This is a genomic window from Peptoniphilus equinus (genome assembly GCF_027921445.1).
Classification (GTDB): Bacteria; Bacillota; Clostridia; order Tissierellales; family Peptoniphilaceae; genus Peptoniphilus; species Peptoniphilus equinus.
Window position 1 is genome coordinate 88,678 of the sequence record NZ_CP115667.1, and the last position, 19,320, is coordinate 107,997.

The 19,320-nt window shown below is 49.0% G+C and carries 22 protein-coding genes; 13 read left to right on the forward strand and 9 right to left on the reverse strand.

Going from position 1 to position 19,320, the window contains the following annotated elements; all coding sequences use genetic code 11:
- Positions 1-100 precede the first annotated feature (100 nt).
- A complete protein-coding gene (gene gltS / locus O6R05_RS00420) occupies positions 101-1,321 on the forward strand; it encodes a sodium/glutamate symporter (protein WP_271191592.1) in 1,221 nt (406 codons plus the stop codon).
- A 538-nt stretch (positions 1,322-1,859) separates the two neighbouring features.
- Here gltS and O6R05_RS00425 read toward each other — a convergent pair.
- A complete protein-coding gene (locus O6R05_RS00425) occupies positions 1,860-3,155 on the reverse strand; it encodes an SLC13 family permease (RefSeq protein ID WP_271191593.1) in 1,296 nt (431 codons plus the stop codon).
- Positions 3,156-3,304: 149 nt separating this feature from the next.
- On the opposite strand from O6R05_RS00425, the gene O6R05_RS00430 reads away from it, so the two are divergent.
- The 9 genes from O6R05_RS00430 to O6R05_RS00475 all read left to right on the forward strand — a co-directional run bounded on the left by O6R05_RS00430 (position 3,305) and on the right by O6R05_RS00475 (position 11,042).
- Positions 3,305-4,057 (forward strand): nitroreductase family protein, encoded by a 753-nt coding sequence (locus O6R05_RS00430; RefSeq protein WP_271191594.1) that lies wholly within the window; start codon positions 3,305-3,307, stop codon positions 4,055-4,057.
- A 147-nt stretch (positions 4,058-4,204) separates the two neighbouring features.
- On the forward strand, positions 4,205-5,020 hold the full coding sequence (gene modA / locus O6R05_RS00435; protein WP_271191595.1) for a molybdate ABC transporter substrate-binding protein: 816 nt from the start codon (positions 4,205-4,207) through the stop codon (positions 5,018-5,020).
- A 9-nt stretch (positions 5,021-5,029) separates the two neighbouring features.
- Positions 5,030-5,704, forward strand: coding sequence for a molybdate ABC transporter permease subunit (gene modB / locus O6R05_RS00440; protein ID WP_271191596.1), 675 nt, complete (start codon positions 5,030-5,032; stop codon positions 5,702-5,704).
- The gene (locus O6R05_RS00445) at positions 5,682-6,689 is read left to right on the forward strand and encodes a sulfate/molybdate ABC transporter ATP-binding protein (protein ID WP_271191597.1); all 1,008 of its coding nucleotides are present in this window, start codon (positions 5,682-5,684) and stop codon (positions 6,687-6,689) included. Before modB ends, O6R05_RS00445 begins: the two co-directional genes overlap by 23 nt.
- Complete coding sequence (locus O6R05_RS00450) at positions 6,686-7,660, forward strand: molybdopterin-binding protein (RefSeq protein WP_271191598.1); 975 nt, start codon at positions 6,686-6,688, stop codon at positions 7,658-7,660. The genes O6R05_RS00445 and O6R05_RS00450 overlap by 4 nt, the downstream gene beginning before the upstream one ends.
- Complete coding sequence (locus O6R05_RS00455) at positions 7,657-8,190, forward strand: MogA/MoaB family molybdenum cofactor biosynthesis protein (RefSeq protein ID WP_271191599.1); 534 nt, start codon at positions 7,657-7,659, stop codon at positions 8,188-8,190. The genes O6R05_RS00450 and O6R05_RS00455 overlap by 4 nt, the downstream gene beginning before the upstream one ends.
- A complete protein-coding gene (moaA, locus tag O6R05_RS00460) occupies positions 8,187-9,134 on the forward strand; it encodes a GTP 3',8-cyclase MoaA (protein ID WP_271191600.1) in 948 nt (315 codons plus the stop codon). The genes O6R05_RS00455 and moaA overlap by 4 nt, the downstream gene beginning before the upstream one ends.
- Positions 9,135-10,040 (forward strand): cyclic pyranopterin monophosphate synthase MoaC, encoded by a 906-nt coding sequence (gene moaC, locus O6R05_RS08265; RefSeq protein WP_313791021.1) that lies wholly within the window; start codon positions 9,135-9,137, stop codon positions 10,038-10,040.
- 9 nt (positions 10,041-10,049) lie between these two features.
- Positions 10,050-11,042 carry an XdhC family protein gene (locus O6R05_RS00475; protein ID WP_271191601.1) on the forward strand — a complete coding sequence of 331 codons (993 nt, stop codon included), beginning with the start codon at positions 10,050-10,052 and terminating at the stop codon, positions 11,040-11,042.
- Positions 11,043-11,079: 37 nt separating this feature from the next.
- On the opposite strand, the gene O6R05_RS00480 is transcribed toward O6R05_RS00475, so the two are convergent.
- The 7 genes from O6R05_RS00480 to O6R05_RS00510 all read right to left on the reverse strand — a co-directional run bounded on the left by O6R05_RS00480 (position 11,080) and on the right by O6R05_RS00510 (position 16,486).
- A complete protein-coding gene (locus O6R05_RS00480; protein ID WP_271191602.1) occupies positions 11,080-11,790 on the reverse strand; it encodes a hypothetical protein in 711 nt (236 codons plus the stop codon).
- Positions 11,791-11,799: 9 nt separating this feature from the next.
- Positions 11,800-12,447, reverse strand: coding sequence for a DUF1361 domain-containing protein (locus O6R05_RS00485; protein ID WP_271191603.1), 648 nt, complete (start codon positions 12,445-12,447; stop codon positions 11,800-11,802).
- A 127-nt stretch (positions 12,448-12,574) separates the two neighbouring features.
- Entirely contained in the window at positions 12,575-13,669 is a 1,095-nt protein-coding gene (locus O6R05_RS00490) for an NADH:ubiquinone reductase (Na(+)-transporting) subunit F (protein WP_271191604.1), read from the reverse strand.
- Positions 13,670-13,682: 13 nt separating this feature from the next.
- Positions 13,683-14,273 (reverse strand): NADH:ubiquinone reductase (Na(+)-transporting) subunit E, encoded by a 591-nt coding sequence (locus O6R05_RS00495; protein WP_271191605.1) that lies wholly within the window; start codon positions 14,271-14,273, stop codon positions 13,683-13,685.
- On the reverse strand, positions 14,273-14,908 hold the full coding sequence (locus O6R05_RS00500; RefSeq protein ID WP_271191606.1) for an NADH:ubiquinone reductase (Na(+)-transporting) subunit D: 636 nt from the start codon (positions 14,906-14,908) through the stop codon (positions 14,273-14,275). The genes O6R05_RS00495 and O6R05_RS00500 overlap by 1 nt, the downstream gene beginning before the upstream one ends.
- Positions 14,898-15,521: an FMN-binding protein gene (locus O6R05_RS00505; protein WP_271191607.1), complete on the reverse strand. Its 624-nt coding sequence runs from the start codon at positions 15,519-15,521 to the stop codon at positions 14,898-14,900. The genes O6R05_RS00500 and O6R05_RS00505 overlap by 11 nt, the downstream gene beginning before the upstream one ends.
- Positions 15,518-16,486 (reverse strand): RnfABCDGE type electron transport complex subunit D, encoded by a 969-nt coding sequence (locus O6R05_RS00510; protein WP_271191608.1) that lies wholly within the window; start codon positions 16,484-16,486, stop codon positions 15,518-15,520. Before O6R05_RS00510 ends, O6R05_RS00505 begins: the two co-directional genes overlap by 4 nt.
- A gap of 223 nt (positions 16,487-16,709) precedes the next feature.
- Between O6R05_RS00510 and O6R05_RS00515 the strand changes: the two genes are divergently transcribed.
- Entirely contained in the window at positions 16,710-17,351 is a 642-nt protein-coding gene (locus tag O6R05_RS00515) for a YczE/YyaS/YitT family protein (protein WP_271191609.1), read from the forward strand.
- Between the two features lie 45 nt (positions 17,352-17,396).
- Here the strand turns inward: O6R05_RS00515 and O6R05_RS00520 are convergent, their stop codons facing one another.
- Complete coding sequence (locus O6R05_RS00520; RefSeq protein ID WP_271191610.1) at positions 17,397-17,687, reverse strand: hypothetical protein; 291 nt, start codon at positions 17,685-17,687, stop codon at positions 17,397-17,399.
- A 108-nt stretch (positions 17,688-17,795) separates the two neighbouring features.
- Here O6R05_RS00520 and O6R05_RS00525 point away from each other — a divergent pair, with 108 nt between their 5' ends.
- Together O6R05_RS00525 and gloB are read left to right on the forward strand one after the other, a co-directional pair.
- Positions 17,796-18,557, forward strand: coding sequence for an EFR1 family ferrodoxin (locus O6R05_RS00525; protein WP_271191611.1), 762 nt, complete (start codon positions 17,796-17,798; stop codon positions 18,555-18,557).
- Positions 18,554-19,249 (forward strand): hydroxyacylglutathione hydrolase, encoded by a 696-nt coding sequence (gene gloB / locus O6R05_RS00530; protein ID WP_271191612.1) that lies wholly within the window; start codon positions 18,554-18,556, stop codon positions 19,247-19,249. The genes O6R05_RS00525 and gloB overlap by 4 nt, the downstream gene beginning before the upstream one ends.
- Positions 19,250-19,320 lie beyond the last annotated feature (71 nt).

Sequence of the window (19,320 nt, forward strand, 5' to 3'; positions counted from 1 at the left end):
AAGGTGGTTATTTTTTAACTTAATAAAGGTTTTCATATTAATCTTTTTATGTTATACTTGTCTTACGCAAAAGCGTAATATTATACATAGGAGGAAAAATATGTTTACTATTCAAACAGACATGATGCAAACCGTAGCGATTGCGATTATCGTCTTATTTGTTGGTAAGTACTTACGTGGGAAAGTAGCATTCTTTGAACGTTTCTGTATTCCTGCACCGGTTATCGGCGGCTTTTTATTTGCTATTATTCATTTGCTGTTAAAAGTCGGTAACATTGCAACTTTTGAAATGGATGAAACTCTTAAAAATCCGTTCATGATGGTATTCTTCACTACTATCGGTTTGGGAGCTAACTTGGAAACGCTGAAAAAGGGAGGAAAAGGATTTATTATCTTCACTCTTATTTCAACCGCGTTAGTTGTATTCCAAAATACTATCGGTATGGGTCTTTCCAAGCTACTTGGACAAAATTCGTTACTAGGTTTAGCATGCGGTTCTATCACTATGGTTGGTGGTCACGGTACGGCAGGTGCTTGGGGACCTACCCTCGAAGAAATGGGTTTGCAATCCGGGGAAGTTATAGCGTTGGCAGCAGCAACATTTGGGGTTATTATGGGATCTCTTATTGGTGGTCCTGTAGGTTCTGCACTTATTCGCAGGTATAATCTCACACCGGACGAAAGCAGCTTACAACACTTTGATGAAGCCGGTAATATTGAAGTAGCTCCAAAAGATGAACTCACAGCTTATGATTTCTTAAAAGTGCTTGGGGTTGTTTTTGTTTCCATCGGTTTAGGCGTTATTTTGAAAAAATTCCTTGCTGATCACGTCAGCATTGCGGGTACACCTTTGAATCTTCCTGAATATGTTGCAGCGATGATTTTTGCAGCTATTTACATTAACACACTGGGTCGCGGCAAAACTTTTGGCGTCGATCTTCGAGCTAACAGCATTGTCGGCGATGTCGGATTAAATGTATTTTTAGTTATTGCATTGATCAGCCTTGACTTGATGCAATTAAAAGCGGTAGCGGGCCCAATGCTTATTGTACTCTTCGCTCAAACCGTCTTTATGATTATCTTCACCTACCTTGTGACCTTCACCATCATGGGCAAAAACTACGATGCGGCAGTTCTTGCTGGTGGTATGTGTGGATTCGGTATGGGCGCTACTTACAATGCACTTGCAAACATGGACTCTATCACTGAGAAATATGGTCCGGCTCCAAAAGCTTACTTCATTCTACCAATGGTAGGAGCATTTGCAATCGATATTATTAACGTGCTGATTATTACTGGATTTGCTCAAATTAAATTCTAAATCTCAGTAGATAAAAAAGCGGCCTTCGGGTCGCTTTTTTTGTATAGTGTATTTGAAAAGAGCATCTAAGTTATGCAGTTTGTGATTCCAGGTTGTCATAGTAATGATGAAACATATCCCATAAATGATAAGCAATGTAAGGGATGAAAATACACCTCTTAGGGTTAAATTATGTTGTGATAAAGATTGTTACCAAGGAGGCATTTTGACGTCCTAGTCTTGCTTTGATATCGCGATGAGTGGCGCTCAGGGTTAGTATCAGATCCGGTGTGAGGAGATGGCTATGTGTCCTTCTTCGAGATGAACAGCGGATCATTGTGAGTGAGCTGTGCGATGCGCAAGTCGGTTGGAGGTGAGGTAAGGACATAGGGTTTTTATGTTGTGCGACATGGTACCTAGGTGTGATGAGTGTAGGTGTAGCTACATGTGCTGTGTGCTCTTGGGTTATGGGAATCAAAGTCAAATATAAAAAGGCTTCTCACAGACCGCGGTGCAGAGCCGTTACCGGTGAGAAGCCTTAAGTAGGATGCCACATAGCTCATCCCATAATAAAGGTTAGGATAAAAACGAAGGCGGTGCAGACTGCGTAGCTTAAAGGCATACCGACCAGGAGCTGTTTATCGAAAAGCACTTCCCGGTCTGCTTCCGTTGGGGCGGACATTTGCATTAAAGAGCCTGCGGAGCTGAATGGTGAGATGTTGGTGCAGAGGGATCCGGCGACGACAGCGGTGAATAAAAGTTCAGGATTTAAGCTCGGGTTTAAGGCGACCATGGCACCGACCACAGGGAAGAGGGCCGGCGTGACCACAGACAAGGTGGAGCTGAAGAAACTCATGGCTCCTGCGACGAGACAGAAGCTCACAGGTAAGAGCAGTGGTGGGACGTTGGCGTTCATGAAGTGGCCGATTTGATCGCTGAGTCCCGCTGCAATGGCAACCTCGATCAGCATGCCCATACCGCAAAGCATGACAATGGTGTTCCATGGGACGCGGGTGAGCACTTCTTTTTGATCCCCAAGGCCGAGGAGAAGTGCGACGACGGACATGCCTGCACAGACCAGACCAATGTCGATTTTGCCATTAATGGTGTGAATCAAGGGGTTTGATGTATAGAGTGTAAGGAATGGAAAGACGAGAGCAAGCAAAATGGTAAAAATAATAAGTACGATATTGATTTTTTGTTTGGACGTATAGGGTTCAGGCTTGGTGACGGCGATGGAATCGGTGGTGCTACGGCCTGTGAGGCGTTCATACACGAGATAGCCGAGGAGTAAAATGAAGGGATAGATAATGGTGAAGAGAAAGATGGGAATGCCCATGGAGAAGGGATGTTCAAAGCCTTGCTCGACTAAGAGACCTTGAAAGACGATCCCGCTTCCGGAGGTCATTAGGTTAGCTCCCCCGGACGCGCCCCAGTTCACCGCCTGTGCACCGATGAGAATATTTTTGTTGCTGCGCTTGCAAATGCGCATGGCAATGGGACAGAATACGGCCATGACGGTAAAAAATCCGGCGCCCATAGCGGAGAGGATTACCGACACGGCATAGATAATGAGGTAGATGGCATTGGGAAAATGCCGAAAGCGATAGAGCAGGTGGCCGGCCAGTCGATCCATGGTGCCGTTGACCACCGCAAAGTTGTAGAATAAACTGACGGCGAAGATCACGAAGAAAATCTTCATTGGCCAGAGACCGAGGATGTCCTGAGGCGAAAGATCGAGACCGAATGCGCCGAAGAGGTAGGCAAACAAAATGGCAATGATGCCGACGTTGTAGCGATACTTGTAGCCAATAAAAATGGTGGTGATAATGGCTAAGATAATTAAAGTGTTCATTTCACGCTCCTTTTTGTCTATCATAGAAGAACCGGTGTGAAAATGTCATAAAAATTTTGTGAAATATTTATGACACTGTATCGTAGAGAACGTGAGGCAAATGGGGTAGAAAAATTAGGAGAATTCGGTAAATGTGATGAGGTGCTACGATGAATGAGACGATACAACAACAATTGAAACATAGAACGATTCGCTTTTTTAAAGATGAGCCCGTAGCTAAAGAGATAGTGGATGTGCTCTTTGACGTATTCAACCACGCCGCCAGCTCGACAGGTATGCAGCAGGCGTCTATTATTCGTGTGACGGATCCTGAAATTCGGGAGGAAATTCGTAAAGTCGCGACGCAGGATTACCTTGCCAAGTGTCCGGAGTTGTGGATTTTTGTTGCAGATATTCACCGCAATGCTGAGATTGCACGAGCGATGGGCTATACGGGTGGCAGTTACCGCGACATGGATCGTTTTTTTCAAGGCTTTACCGATGCGGTGATCGGGGCACAAAATGTTATGGTGGCACTGGAATCCTTGGGTCTTGGAGGGGTCTACTTCGGATCTATTTTAAATGACTATGACCGAATGGTTGAATTGTTGGATTTGCCGGCATTGACTTTTCCGGTCATCGGCATGGGCTTTGGGGTCATTGACGACAATCCGGACTTGAAGCCGAGGATGCCCAAAGTGTTGAAGTTGTTTGAAAACCGCTACAGCCTAACGGACAACATCATGGAAGCGATTCAAGGCTATGATACGACGATGACGACCTACTATGACACGAGAGACAAGGGACGGCGCAGTGACTCCTTCACCCGACAAGTGGTCGCGAGATTCCAAGGGATCAATGCGAAGCGGCGTAATGTGATGGCGTCCATTGCCAAGCAGGGTTTTGATATCGAACCGAAATAACTCCTATGGCAACGTAGACTATTGGTATCTTCACGGGTATGGATGGTGCCTTGACAAAATTGTTTTCAGTTCTGTATGATGGAAGAAGTAAACACGATGCTTAGTATAGTAGAGCGGTGCTATACGATGTAACTGAAAGGATAGGGTATGGCGTGGTCTAGGGTGTGGCACATCACTGTGCTCGGGTGCGTTTTCTTTCTAGCGGCGTGCCAAGGTATGCCTTCAGGGAGTACTTCTACTGAGGGGGAAGCGACCGGTCTGATGACGGAACAGAGGACACTGACTGTGGCGGCGGCGGCCAGTCTGACGGAATCCATGGAGGCCGTCAAGGCATCCTATGAGGCGGCGCATCCTGAGGTGAACATTGTTTACAACTTTGATTCGTCCGGAACACTGCGCACACAACTGGAATCGGGCGCGGACTTTGATGTCTTTGTTTCGGCGAGCAGGGCACACATGGACGGGCTGAATGACGAGGGACTTATTGCCACCGACACCATTAAAAATATGTTGAGTAATGAGGTGGTGTTGGCGGTGCGTTCCGACCTGAAAGGGGTGCGGCACTTTGAAGATCTGCTACATCCTGACGTGAAGCGCATCGGCCTTGGCAACAGTGACGTTCCGGTCGGTCGTTACGCGATAGATCTTTTAAATCACCTTGGTATATACGACCGGCTTCAGGATAAGGTCAGTTGGGGTTCCAATGCTAAGGAAATCACACAGTGGGTCAAAGAGGGCACGGTGGATGCAGCCGTACTTTACCACACAGATGCCAACGTGGAGGATCTGACTGTGGTGGATACGGCCGGCAGCGCGGATCTTACCGAGCCGATAGTCTATCCGGTGGCTGTTGTGAAAACTTCCACACAAGCGGATGTGGCTCAAGCTTTTGTCGACTATCTCTTCGAATCGCAATCCCGAGCTGTGTTTGAACAGTTCGGATTTACAACGCTTGATAATTAAGGAGGAACCATGGATTGGTTTCCGCTTTTTAATTCCCTTCGTATTGCTGCTTTTGCCACGGTGATCGTCGTAGGTCTCGGCCTGTTTTTAGCTGAGAAGGTGACAGCATGTTCCCGAGGCATAAAGGGTCTTTGCGATGTCATCATTACTATGCCGTTGGTGTTGCCGCCAACGGTTATTGGTTTTTTTATACTGAAAGTTGTGGGGCCGAAAGCGCTGATAGGACGAGGCATTTATGCATTGTTTCACACCAATGTGACCATGACGTGGGTTGCAGGTGTGATCGCCACGGCTGTGGTGGCGCTGCCTCTGATGTATCGCACCACGCGGGGGGCCTTTGAAAGCTACAATTTGGATTACACCTATGCGGCTCAGACCTTGGGGCTTTCCGACACAGCTATCTTTTGGCGCGTGAAACTTCCTACGTGTAAAAAAGGCATTATTGCAGGCTCCATTCTTGCCTTTGCACGAGCTCTTGGAGAATATGGCGCCACCAGTATGGTAGCAGGGTATATGCCCGGTAAAACCGCAACTATTTCCACAGCGGTCTATCAGCTTTGGCGCACGGGTAACGACGAGGCCGCGATGGTATGGGTTGTGGTGAATCTTCTCATTTCTGCTGTGGTGCTTACGGCCATCAATTTTTTTGAGGAGCGCAGTCATGGCGAAGCACACCTACATTAATATTCAAAAGCAGCTGGGGCCGTTTCAACTGAATGTGGAGCTTGACACGGCGGCAAATAAACTGGCGCTGCTCGGCCCTTCAGGATGCGGTAAAAGCGTGACGTTAAAATGCATTGCGGGCATCTTGACACCGGACAAGGGACAGATTATTCTAAATGGACAAACCCTTTTTGATTCCGAAGCGCATATTAATCTTCCGCCTCAGGCGCGACGTATCGGTTACCTCTTTCAAAACTACGCCCTTTTTCCTACCAAAACGGTCGCGGCAAACTTACACATGGCAGGGCGAGGGTGTGAGGCGGCCCACGTGACGCACGTGGTGAAGCTTTTGGGTCTTGAAGGCGTACTCGGGCAAAAGGTGAAGACATTATCCGGCGGTCAGCAGCAACGTGTGGCCCTCGGACGAATTTTGGTGAACAGGCCGAAGACCCTCCTGTTAGATGAGCCGTTCTCGGCATTGGACGGCTATGTTAAAGGACAGATCATGGAGGGCATACAAGGTCTCATTGAGGATCAATTTGATATGCAAATTTTGGTCACCCACAACTTTGAGGAAGTGAAGTATTTCTCCGAAGTTGTGAGTGTGATGGATCAGGGGCGGACATCGCCGGTGCGATCGGTGGAAGCTTTCTGCGGCGCACCGCAATCCACCTTGGAGGCCCAAATGGTTGGCTACATCAACATCAGTGATGTGATCAGCAAAGGGACAGGTCTGTATGCCACGGGTTGGCAGGTGAATCTTGGTGCGGCGGCGTTTAACGGGGATGCCGGCAAAGTTGGCTTCAACGGCAGAGTCTACACTGAGGGTGAGATTGCATTTCACGGTCACGTGGCAAGGGAAATGGAGACGGCAAAAGGCTTTGAGAGTGTCTTTGTATTGGAAAACGGCGTGAAGTTGTACGTGGTTGCGGACGTGCCGTTAACCGGTCGGGAGGTCATTTATATCTACCGCCGTCAATGTTATTTTTGGGAGGAACACGCATGAAAAAAGTCAAAATAGAAGAAGCTGTCGGTGAGGTGCTGTGTCATGATCTGACCGGCATTACGGACAGCGGATTTAAAGGTGTGCGTTTCTCCCGGGGGCATGTTATTGCGCCGGAGGATCTGGACGTGCTTCGGGACATGGGTAAGAACCACATCTATATTTGGGAACCCGGTGTCGAAGAAGTTCATGAAGAGGACGCTGCCCGTGCTGTCGTGGAAGTTATAGGCAGCGACACCTTAATCTACGAAGGCCCTAAAGAAGGCAAGTTTACGATAAAAGCAGCGTGCGACGGTCTCTTTGTGGTCGATGCCAAGGCAGTTCAGGCCATCAACAGTGTCGGCGATTACACCCTCGTTACCGTGGCGGACAAAAAGGCAGTCAAGGCGGGGGAGACGGTAGCCGGGCTTCGAATTATCCCTCTGGTCACCTTAAAAGCGAACGTGGCACAGGCGGTCGAGTTGGCCAGGGCTAGTTCGCCGGTACTCCATGTGAAGCCGTTTATGGCGAAAGTCACGCGGCTCCTTATTACCGGGGAAGAGATTTACTCCGGACGCATTCAGGATCGTTTTGAAGGGGTGCTGCGTCCTAAACTTCGGAACTATGGGGCAGAGGTGGATAAGGTCGTCTATTGTCCGGACGACAGGGCGTTTATTGAAGCGCAAATACACAGGGCTGTTGAAGACGGTGTAGCATTGATCCTGCTTACAGGAGGGATGTCAGTCGATCCAGACGATGTGACCATGGATGCTATTGAAGGGGTGAGCACGGTACTCATCACCAAGGGTGTGCCCATGCAGCCCGGCAATATGCTGACCTTGGCGAGGTATGATCACACGATACTTGTCGGGGTACCGGGAGCATCCATGCACGCACCGTTTACCAGTCTGGATGTGGTGTTGCCGCGAATTTTTGCAGACGATCCGATCACCTCAGAGGAGATTGCAACCTGGGGTGTGGGAGGTTTACTATGAGTTATACCTACAGTGTGCTCACGGCCAGTGACCGTCGAGCCTTAGACGGTTTGGAAGACTTGGGCGGTCAGAAGGTGATGGCAGTGATGGCGCGTCACGGCTACACGCGACTCAGCTATCATGTGGTGGAAGATGATAAGGCCAAGATTGAGGCGCATCTTCGCGCCATGGTCGATGAAGGAGCCAATGTGATCATCACCACAGGCGGCACAGGGTTTGCCAAGCGGGATGTCACTCCGGAAGCTACGCGGGCGGTCATTGATAAAGAGGCGCCAGGTCTTGCTGAGCTTATGCGCTATGAAAGTTATAAAATTACGCCTCATGCCATGCTCTCACGCCAGGTGTGCGGCATTGCCAAAGACAGTATCATCATCAATTTACCGGGGAGCGTGAAAGCCATTGAGGAGAATTTAGACGTGGTACTTCCCCTCCTCAGCCACGGGATTGATTTAATTTTGGGAGCACCGGAAGATCATACCTTTCACGGTGACCACACCACTAGGACCACAGAAGATAAGGTGAGTACGTGAACGATGCATTTGGACGACAGATTGACTATTTGAGAATTTCCGTCACGGATAAGTGCAACCTCCGGTGCCGATACTGTATGCCGGAGACTGGTGTGCCGTATATCAATCATGATAAGCTTCTTACTATCGAAGACTACTGTGAAATTTTGGCGGCGGCGAAAGAATTGGGCATTGATAAAGTGCGCTTCACCGGCGGCGAGCCTCTGGTGAAAAAAGGTATTGTGGCGCTGATTCAAAAGGCAAGTCAGATAGGCTTTCGTGACATCAGTCTCACCACTAACGGCATACTTCTTGAGAGCATGGCTGACGACTTACAAGCCGCCGGACTCAACCGAGTCAATATTTCCCTCGATACGCTGGATCCCAACAAGTATCACGCCATCACTCGATGGGGGCACTTGGAGGATGTATACCAAGGGATTGAGGCAGCGCGGCGTGTTGGATTTACGCCTATTAAGCTCAATGTCGTTTTGATGTCAGGATTTAATGATGATGAAGTGACGGACTTTTTCGACCTGGCTCATCGGGACGATGTGGACGTACGCTTTATTGAGCTGATGCCCATTGGTACAGGCAGAGACTTTAAAGACCTCATTGTATCGAATCAAAGGATTTTAGCTTCCCATCCCGAACTTGAAGCTGTCCCATCTTTAGATAACGGTCCGGCGACCTATTACAGGTGTCCGGGCAAACGGGGGCGTATCGGCTTTATCAGTCCGATGAGCTGTAAGTTTTGCAGTTCCTGTAACCGTCTGAGAGTGGATGCGACGGGTCATCTTATTCCATGTCTGCACAGTGATTTGCGACTCAGTCTTAGCGAGGCCCTTGGAGACAGAGACAAACTGAAAGCACTGATGGTGCAAAGCGCTATGATCAAACCGCAGACACATCACCTGGATGAAGGCGCCTTAACTGATAAACCTATGAATAGAATAGGAGGATAAATGGAATTTACACATCTTGATGCACAGGGACGTCCGAGAATGGTGAATGTGGGGGATAAACCGGCCACCAAACGTCAGGCTACGGCACATGCCGTGGTGGTCATGCAGCCGGAAACAATCGTCGGGATCACAGAGAATCGGATGAAAAAAGGCGACGTGCTCACTACAGCTAAAATTGCGGGAATTATGGCGGCCAAGAAGTGCCAAGAGCTCATTCCCATGTGTCACGCCATCTTTTTAGAGGGTGTGGACATCGACTTTGAGATCTATCGTACTGAAGTGCACATTACCGCCACCGTCTGCTGCAATGCACCCACAGGTGTGGAAATGGAAGCCCTCACGGCAGCAAGTGTGACGGCGCTGACTATTTACGATATGTGCAAAGCGGTGGATCGCGGCATCGTCATTGAACAAATGCAACTGGAGGCAAAGTCCGGAGGCAAGTCCGGCACATTTCAACGAGAGGCAGTTTACGGCCGACTTAAAGGAATTAATATCTCAGAGCGAAAAGGAGAAATCAAATTGCCGGTAGATAAGGCGTGTCTCGTTCGAGAACACGGCATTGAACACGATGCTCACGCCGGAGCATGGCACCGTCAGGTGAGTCTTTTGGGGGAGGAATCCATCGAGTATATGCGACGGACGGCAAAAATGGAACTCAAGTTTGGCGACTTTGCGGAAAATCTCACCACAGAAGGCATCGAGTTGAAGCGACTGCCAATCGGTACCCGACTTCGCATCGGGGATTGTGCTGTCATTGAAATTACGCAAATCGGCAAAGAATGCCACGCCGACTGTGCCATCAAGCAAAAGATTCACGACTGCATTATGCCTCGAGAAGGGATCTTCGCGCGGGTGCTGATCGGGGGAATGATCTATCCCGGCGATGTCATTCGCAGCCTATAAGGAGGTCATATGCACAGCATATTTGAACAGGTCGTCGCTACACTGCAACGTGAGAATCTGGTCCTTGTTACGGTGGTGCAGAGCTTCGGTTCCACCCCTCGATCGGAAGGCGCCAAGATGATTGTTTTTGAGGACGGCACCATTTTTGAGAGCATTGGCGGCGGCAGCTTGGAATTTAACGCCATTGAAACTGCGAAGACCTGTCTGGAGCGTGGTACCCACGCACAACACACTTTTATCCTGGCGCCGAATGCCACGGAGGACATCGGCATGGTTTGTGGCGGTGAAGCGACTTTAAATTTTCTCGTCTTGCAGACTGAGGATCGACCTGATTTTGAGAGGGCGCTGGAGGCCATGGCATCGGAGCGTCTTATGATGGTGCAGTCCGCTGAAGGCTACGGCTTTAGTGTCGGAGAAGTGACGTGGGGCACATTGACATCGGCGCGGATGGCGGAAGTTGTGGTAGCTTTCGATCGCGACAAAAACTTTGTGTATCGGGACGGTGTATTTGTTGAAGGGATAGAGCGTCCGGGACGGGTGATTTTATTCGGTGCAGGGCACGTTGCCCGTGCGGCGGCGCCGCTGTTAAGTTATGCAGGGTTTGATGTGGTGGTTTGTGATGACAGGGCGGATCTTATTACGACGGTGCAATTTCCCACGGCATCGGCACGTTATCTGATCGATTTCGAGCACATTGATGCAACTATTGCGATTCAACCGGAGGACTATGTGGTCATTGTCACTCGATCTCACAAGTATGATGAGCTTGCAGAGGCCCATGCGATGCGTCGGAATCCGAGATATATCGGGACGATGGGCAGTCGCAAAAAGCGCCATGCTGTCAACCGGCGTCATATGGACAACGGCTTTACGCCACAGGAGCTTGAACGCATTACATCGCCTATCGGCGTCGCTATTGCGGCACAAACACCGAACGAATTGGGCATCAGTATCACCGCACAGCTGATTCACTTTAGAGCCACTGGTGAGATCTACAGATAACATATCCAATAAAATAAGCCAAGTCTTACGACCTGGCTTATTTTTTTAGCTGCAGTTTGTCGGCATCCAATTTGCCTTGCGATATAGCATCTTTTAAGTAACCTATAAAGCGATCTCGTGTCTTCGGAGCATCCATGGCGATGAGGTAGCTGCGTCCATCCAGCTTGCCGCGAATGTTTAACGTCTGTGCTTTGTCTGTGTAGGCGCTTTTAATAGAATCAAAAGGGACGATCAAGCTTCCCATAATCATGCCGTTGTCATAGATGCCGCCGGCGATATTCAAGGTATCTCGACCGGTGCGTAAGGAATTTTGATTGCTGAATTTATAAATGTCCGTATCTTTCGGGCCTTCCGTTTTGTCCTCAAAAATTCCCGAGAGGAGATTGACAAAAAATACGAGGAGAATCGCCCCGAGGATGAGAGGGTTGGCTAAAAATTGGAACTTCGGATCAGTCGGTGCATACGTACTGGCATAGAGATAGAGGTTAATAAAAATTAAAAATACCAGATAGACGCCGAGCTGTGTGATGTAATTTAAGTGATTGAGCTTCAGTCCCGGCAGTACGGTGAGTTTGTGGTACTTGGTAAAAAGCTCCCAAATGGTAGAGACAAATAGAAAATTTGCCATCACCCACAACATCGTCACCAATAACGACGCATCCTGACCGCCACGATGTGCCATCATGGCCGCCAGTGGCGGTAAAAGGGCAAGGAATATAGTAATGCCCAGAGTTTTATTGTTGTTCATAGTTCCTCCTTAATCCCGCTTCAAGTTGGCAAATAAAAGAATGATGACAAAGTGAAGGGATGCAAATGTTAATAAGAGCATGAGATCATTGTCACTGTAGCTTGTGATGAGCTTTTGTACAATGGATGGCAGCTGCAAAACTTCCCACGAATTCAGGCGCAAGAAGCGTCCGACATAAATACCTACAGCGGTGGCACCCGACGTGAAGATCAAGAGAATAAAGGCCGCCACTTTGTGTTCGTAACACTTTAAAAGCTTTAGAAAATTCACAAAGGTTTCATAACCCACCACCAGGGACAATACAATCAAACCAACTTCCGCCGCTAGTTCAATCCACTGAAGCGCGTCGGTCACATAGACCACCTCACCGCCATAGATGTTATAAAAGTCCGAGGTTTTAATGTGAATGAAGTCCGTGAACATATACAGGGCGTTGGGATAGAAAATGGCGCTTGCGATAAAGCCGAAAAAAGTCAGAATATCTCCTTTTCGCGTCAAGAGAAAGGATGTGATCACCAAAGGGATAAAGCTGAGCGCCGTATTGAAAATCAGATAGCGCTTGTTCATATTAAAATAGAGAATCACAGCGGCGAAAAGCCCGTAGATGAGCACGTACCCTGTGAGCTTTTTGAGGATTTGTGTTGTTTTCACGTTCATGAAGATATTATATCGAATTTTATCCTATAGGGAAAGGGAATGAGGCAGAGGTTATAAAAATCCGTGAGTCGACGTGCAGATGAAAAAACACCTGGCCACAGGTACAGCCGGCGGCTAGGTGTTTGTGTTAGAACTTATCGAAGAAGATGGCCTCATCAGGGATATGTTTTTGATGGAGGGATTCGACAATGGAGTCGATCATTTGAGGACTGCCGCAGAGGTAGGCAGTGTAGTTGCCGCCATCCTCCACGTATTTTTCAATGGAGACGTTAACGCGGCCTCGGTCGCCGTCCCAAGCCATGTCGTCGGTGACACGAGAGAGAGTTGGCAAGTATTTGAAATCGTAAAGATCTTTTTCAAACTGTTTGAGCTCGTCGGTCATAAAGAGGTCGTCCGGCGTTTTGGCACCGAAGAAGAAACGTGCCTTACGCTGAATATTGTTGTCCCGCATATGGTGCAGAATAGAGATGATCGGCGCCATACCGGTACCTGCGGCCACCAAAAGAATATCGGAGTCGCCGTCCTGATAGTAGAAGTCACCGTAAGGGCCGTTGATGTCGACAGTGTCTCCCTGCTTTAGGTGCTGGTGGACATAGGTCGTGGCGATCCCGCCGGTGTAGCCGATAAGCAGCTCCAAATGACCGTGGTCGCCTGCTGAGGAAGCGATGGAGTAAGCACGGTAGACTTCTTCGTCACTGCCTTCATAAGGCGGCGCTTTAAGCTGTACATATTGACCAGGTTTGAAGTTGAAGTCCAAATCTGCCGGCAGTTTAAAACGCATACGCTTGATGGTTTTCGTGACGTGGTCGTCGCCGATGACTTCCGCTTCAAATTCACGCACATTGAAAAGCTCTTCAGGGATTTCAATGTGAATGTTGTTTTTCACTTTGAGCTGGCAGGACAGACGCACGCCGTTGGCTGCCTCTTCCGCAGTGACCAAACTTTTTTCCGTGGCGAGGATGGGGCCGCCGCCTTCCAGGACTTTCACTTTGCAGTAACCGCAAGTCCCTTTGCCCCCGCAGGCGGAAGGAATAAAGATTTTTTCATCGCGGAGGGTGCTTAAGAGGGAGTTGCCGGCACTGACGGTGAGCGGTTCGTTGGCATTAATGGTGAGTTCTACGTCACCGTAGTCGGCAATGTACTTATCCGCCAGAGAGAGGAGCAGTGCAAGGATAGCTGCAATCACTGTGATGACTGCAACGGTAATCAATATAGTTTCCATCGTGTGCTCCTTTCTACGAGATTTGAACAATACCGGAGAATCCGATAAAGGCCATGGCCATAATGCCGGTGATAATTAAGGTGATGCCGGGGCCGCGAAGGCCTGCAGGAAGGTTGGCTTCTTTAATTCGGGAGCGGATCCCCGCCATGGAGAGAATGGCGAGCAGCCACCCGAGTCCGGAACCCACACCGAAAAACAAACTTTGCATAAAGGTGTAGTTTCGAATGACCATAAACAGGGAGACGCCGAGGATGGCGCAGTTTACTGTGATTAGCGGCAGAAAGATCCCCAAGGCATAGTACAGTTGTTCCATATAGCGTTCCATAATCATTTCAAGGAGCTGGACAAAGGCGGCAATGACCAGAATAAAGACGATGTACTGCAGGTACTCCAGACCGAAAGGCACCATGATGTAGTGGTAGACCAGATAGTTTAATACGGTGGTGATGGAGAGAACAAAGGTCACGGCAATACCGAGCCCGGCTGCTGTGGGAATTTCCTTGGATACGGAGATGAAGGAGCACATCCCGAGGAAGTTGGAGAAGACCATGTTGGATGTGAAGATCGATGCGAAAAATATAACCAGTGGATGAATGTTTGGCATTAGCGCTGACCTCCTTTCTCTTGAGCTGCTTCCTGTTTGATGCGCTTGCTTCGGGCAATCCAAATGTAGATTGATAGGACGAAGAATGCGCCGGGAGGCATAATCATCAGCGTCCAGGCCGTGGCACTTTCAGGTAAGACGGGAATGCCGAACAGGGTGCCAAAGCCGAGCAGTTCACGGACAAAAGCAATGGCAAGGAGCACGGCGGTGTAGCCTAAACCTGCCGCCATACCGTCGAGAAGAGACGCTACAGGCGGATTGGAAATAGCATAGGCCTCCGCACGCCCCATGATGATACAGTTGGTGATAATGAGCCCGACATAAGGTCCCAAAGCTTTGGACATGGCAGGCATATAAGCTTGCAGGAAGATATTGACGATAATCACATAGGCTGAGATGATGAGCACTTGAACCAACATGCGAATGTGGGCGGGGGTGCGATCCTTTAGAAGAGAGACGGTAAATGAAGACAACCCTGTGACAAAGACCAGGGCAAGGCCCATGATCAAGGAGTTCATCATCAGATTCGTGACCGCCAGTGCGGAGCAAATGCCGATGATTTGGAAAATAACCGGATTGTCGGCGAAGAGACCATTTTTGAAAATGGCTTTGACATTTAATTTTTTATTCGCCATGGCGGACCTCCTTTAAGAATGTGTCCAGATCGTCATTGACCATATTGACGACAAATTTGGATGTCTGAGTGGCACCGGTGATGGCATCAATATTGCCTCCGGGAGCCGGACGATTGATTACGAAAAGTTTGTCGGACGCGGCGGAGATATCGAGGCCACGGTACTGCGCTTTGTACGCTTCTTCGGCAATACGGCCGCCAAGACCCGGGGTTTCCGACTGGGTGATAAATTCGATACCGGTTAGGGTGGTAAAGTCGCTGTTGACACCTAAGTAGCCGGTGATGCTGCCCCAAAGGCCGGGACCGGCAAACGGTACGGCATAGGCGATTTCTTTATCGCCGTCAAGGAGGGCGTAAGTTTTGGCTTCGCCGTCCACAGTCTCGCTAACCGTTGTCACACGTTCGCTAAAGAGGGCCCGAGCTTCATCGTCGGTGGTGTAATCATCCTGTAAGTTGAAGACATAGAGAATTTTCTTTTCCAGTTCCAGAGCCTGGTTTTGTGCCACCACGTCTTTGGTCATAAAATCCAGTCCGGCCAGGACGAAAATATACACTAAGGTCAGCACGGAAAGAAAGATGACAGGATAAGCAATGGATTGTTTTTCTTTTTTCATGACACTGCCTCCTTTTTCGCTGCCTTTGCTTTCTTGGCACGGGTAAAACCGTAATCAATAATCGGCGCAAAGGTGTTGGCAATGAGAATGGCAAACATCATGCCGCCGGAGAAGAGGGCAAAGCTTCGAATAATCACCGTGACAACACCGATAATAATCCCGAAAATCCACTTGCCCGGAGTCGTTTTGGCTGATGAGATGGGATCTGTTGCCATAAAGACGGCGCCGAAGAGAAAACCGCCGGAGAGGATGCCGGCAAGCGGTGCATTGACATTCTCAAAACCCATGGCAGTCAGGATAAGGCTGAGACCGACAAAGCCGACAGCACAGCCTGCCATAATTTCCCATGACGCCACTTTTTTGGCGATGAGGTAGATGGCAGCAAGGAGAATCAGAACTTTAACCGTTTCTCCCATGACACCTGAGACTTGACCGAAGAGAAGGTCGGTCACCGCCGTCGTCATGTTATGGTTTCGAAATGCGAGCATTGGCGTTGCGCCGGTGACATCGTCGATGTGGGGCAGGATCCATTGTGCAAAGCCGCCCGGGAAATCACCCAGTTGTGTGACGCCGTTCCATTGGATAGTGAGGGGTTCGGGAAAGTTGATATAAATAAAACAACGACCGACAATGGCAGGGTTAAAAATGTTCTTTCCAAAACCGCCGAAAACCATCTTCCCGAAGAAGACTCCAAATATGATGCCCACAAGAGAAATCCACACAGGCAGTGACACGGGCAGTGTCATGGTATATAGTACGGCAGTGACTAACACGGCTTCTGAGATTTTTTTGCGCTTAAAAATATATCGTTCGCACAAGTACTCTGTAGCAAGAGCCCCGGCGAGGTTGATCAGCGTCAAAAATAACACGCGCCAGCCCTGCAAATAGATGGCGGCAAGAAGTATGGGCACCAGGGCAATGAGCACGGTGCGCATCATCTTCTGCTTGAGAAAATATTTTGACATGGTATACCTCCTAGCTAGTTTATTACCATTATATACTATATTTAGGTAATTTCGTTGAGCTTTTGCGTAAAACTACGATGAGAACGAAAAATTCCATGCTGTGGTACCGGAATAACGTGAGGATGTCGGCGGGCAACATAAAAATACTGCCCCAAATTCTGCAAAAAAAGATTCAAATAGGATATAATAAGATAATACTTTAAAGGCATACTGGGAGGCTGCCATGGCAAGACGGATAATCAGTTTAGTATTTGGACTCTATCTCTATGGATTGGGACTTACGTTCTTGGTGTACAACGGACTTGGGGTGGACGCATGGAACGTGTTTCACGGCGGCATGGCGGCGCGCTTTGGTATCAGCCTCGGAAGTGCCTATGTCGTGACATCGGTCATCTTTATGGTCATCGCCCTCTTGTTGGGGGAGCCGATCGGCATCGGCACGTTGGGCAATGCCGTGCTCATCGGGGTCTTTATGCAGTTTCACATGAATTTGGGAATTTTTACGACCATGACGACACCCCTTGGCAGTGGTGCGTTTCTGGTTATCGGCTTAACGATTGTAGGCTTTGCCACGTACTTTTATATGGCACCTCAGCTCGGGGCCGGACCGCGAGACAGCTTTTATGTGGCGATTTGCAAGCGTACCGGGCTTCAAATGGGCTATGCGAAAATTATTGCGGAAACCGTTGTGGTCATCCTCGGGATTTTTCTCGGCGGCAGTTTCGGGATCGGGACAATCATCGGCGCACTGAGCGGCGGTCTCTTTGTGCAACTGGCGTTTAAGCTTTTTCATTTTGACGCTCGCACGGTGCACCATGAGAGTTTGACGGAGTCTCTTGGTAAGCTGCACGAGCACAAGTTATAAGCGGATAATAAAACTCGCCGAGTGATCTCGGCGAGTTTTTATTATCTATTTCTTTTCTACAGCTACGCCGCCGACTGTGAGGTTGTCGTCGTCATTGACTTGAATAGGATCCATACCGTTGGCGTTAATGGTCATGGTCTTGCGATCGAACTTCGGATCGTCGTATTCCGTTTCGCCTTGAGGCGTGGTGATTTTAACATCTGAGCGGTTAAATTCTACCACCACTTGACCGTTGTCGCTTTGATAAGTCTTACCTTTAAACTGGCTGCCATAGTCGTCGCCGCACGCTACGAGAAGAAGCAGGGCGCTCAGTGCCAGGACATTGAGTTTTTTCATAATAGCCTCCTTAAAAATTTCTGTATAACTCATACCCAAAACACGGCTCATGTCCTTAGATTCTTTGCGGATTGGGTAAGTATGGGGATAGAAAACCCAGGAGGCATTATGATTTTATATTTTTCAGGGACGGGGAACTCTGCGCTGTTGGCCAAACGGCTTAGCGATACATTGAATGACAGCTGCGAGGATTTATTCCCCTACATTCGAAAGGGCGAGTACCCTGCCTTTGAATCGGACACGCCGTACGTTTTGGTGCTGCCCACGTACAGTTGGCGAATACCGCGATTTATTTCAGAATTTTTAAAGCAAAGTACTTTCTATGGCAACAAAGACGTCTATGTGGTCTTAAACTGCGGGACAGACACCGGGGCGGCGTGGGACTATGCTCAGGAAGAGCTCACCAGCAGGGGACTCACCTTTAAAGGTCTGTATACCGTTGTGATGCCGGAAAACTATCTCGCGCTATTTTCTGTGCCGAACGATGAAGAAAGCCGACGCATTATTGAAAAGGGTCTTGCGGCCATTGATGACTTTGCCGAACTTGTCAAAGGCCATAAGCCTGTGGCCAAAGGGCATATAACAGCGCTGGATCGTATTAAGTCCGGGCCGGTGAATCGGCTTTTCTATCAGTTTATCGTCAAGGATAAAAAGTTTTATGCTACGGATGCGTGTATTCACTGTGGTCTGTGCCAAAAGGTCTGTGTGCTGAAAAACATTGAGTGTAAAGAGGATGATAAACCCACGTGGTTGGGGCACTGTACCCACTGTATGGCTTGCCTGAGCAAGTGCCCGGTGGCGGCAATTGAATACGGTACGAAGACCGTCGGCAAGGCACGCTATCACGTACCGGAAAGGAGACAGCTATGATATATGGGATTCCCGCATTAAACGATAATTATATTTGGGTCATTGTAACAGAGGGTGCTGTGGTGGTCGATCCCGGTGAAGCGGCACCGGTGCTTGCTTTTTTAAAGGATAGAGGCCTGACACTTCAAGGGATACTCACTACGCACAAGCATGGTGATCACACCGGTGGTGTGGCGGAGCTGGTTAGAGCTTATCCCGATGTATCCGTCTACGGACCCCGGGAGGTAGGACAGCTTGCGACGGCGGTTGTCGCTGAAGGGGACACGGTGACGCTGGACGGTCGGGTGTTTCACGTGCTCAGCACACCGGGACACACCGAGACGCATATCAGCTACCTCACTGACGGTAAGCTGTTTTGTGGTGATGCGATGTTCTCTGCAGGCTGCGGTCGAGTTTTCACCGGAGACTTCCATGCACAGTTTCAGACCATGGCGGCGTTTAAAGCTTTGCCGCCTGGGACAGAAGTCTATGCCGCTCACGAGTACACTTTGACCAACCTCACCTTTGCAAGGGACGTACTGCCCGAGAATCGGGACATTGAATCGGCATATAACGAAGTAAAAGCCATGCGTGCACAGGGTCGGCGGACCTTGCCGAGCACCATTGAGAGAGAACGCGCCATCAATCCGTTTTTCATTGCCGAGGATGAGGCGACCTTTATCGCGTACCGAAAAAAACGGGACACCTACTAATCGACCAGGTATTAGGTTGAGAATAGACAAAGACAAAGACAAAGGAGACCGTCATGGGTCTCCTTTTGTTA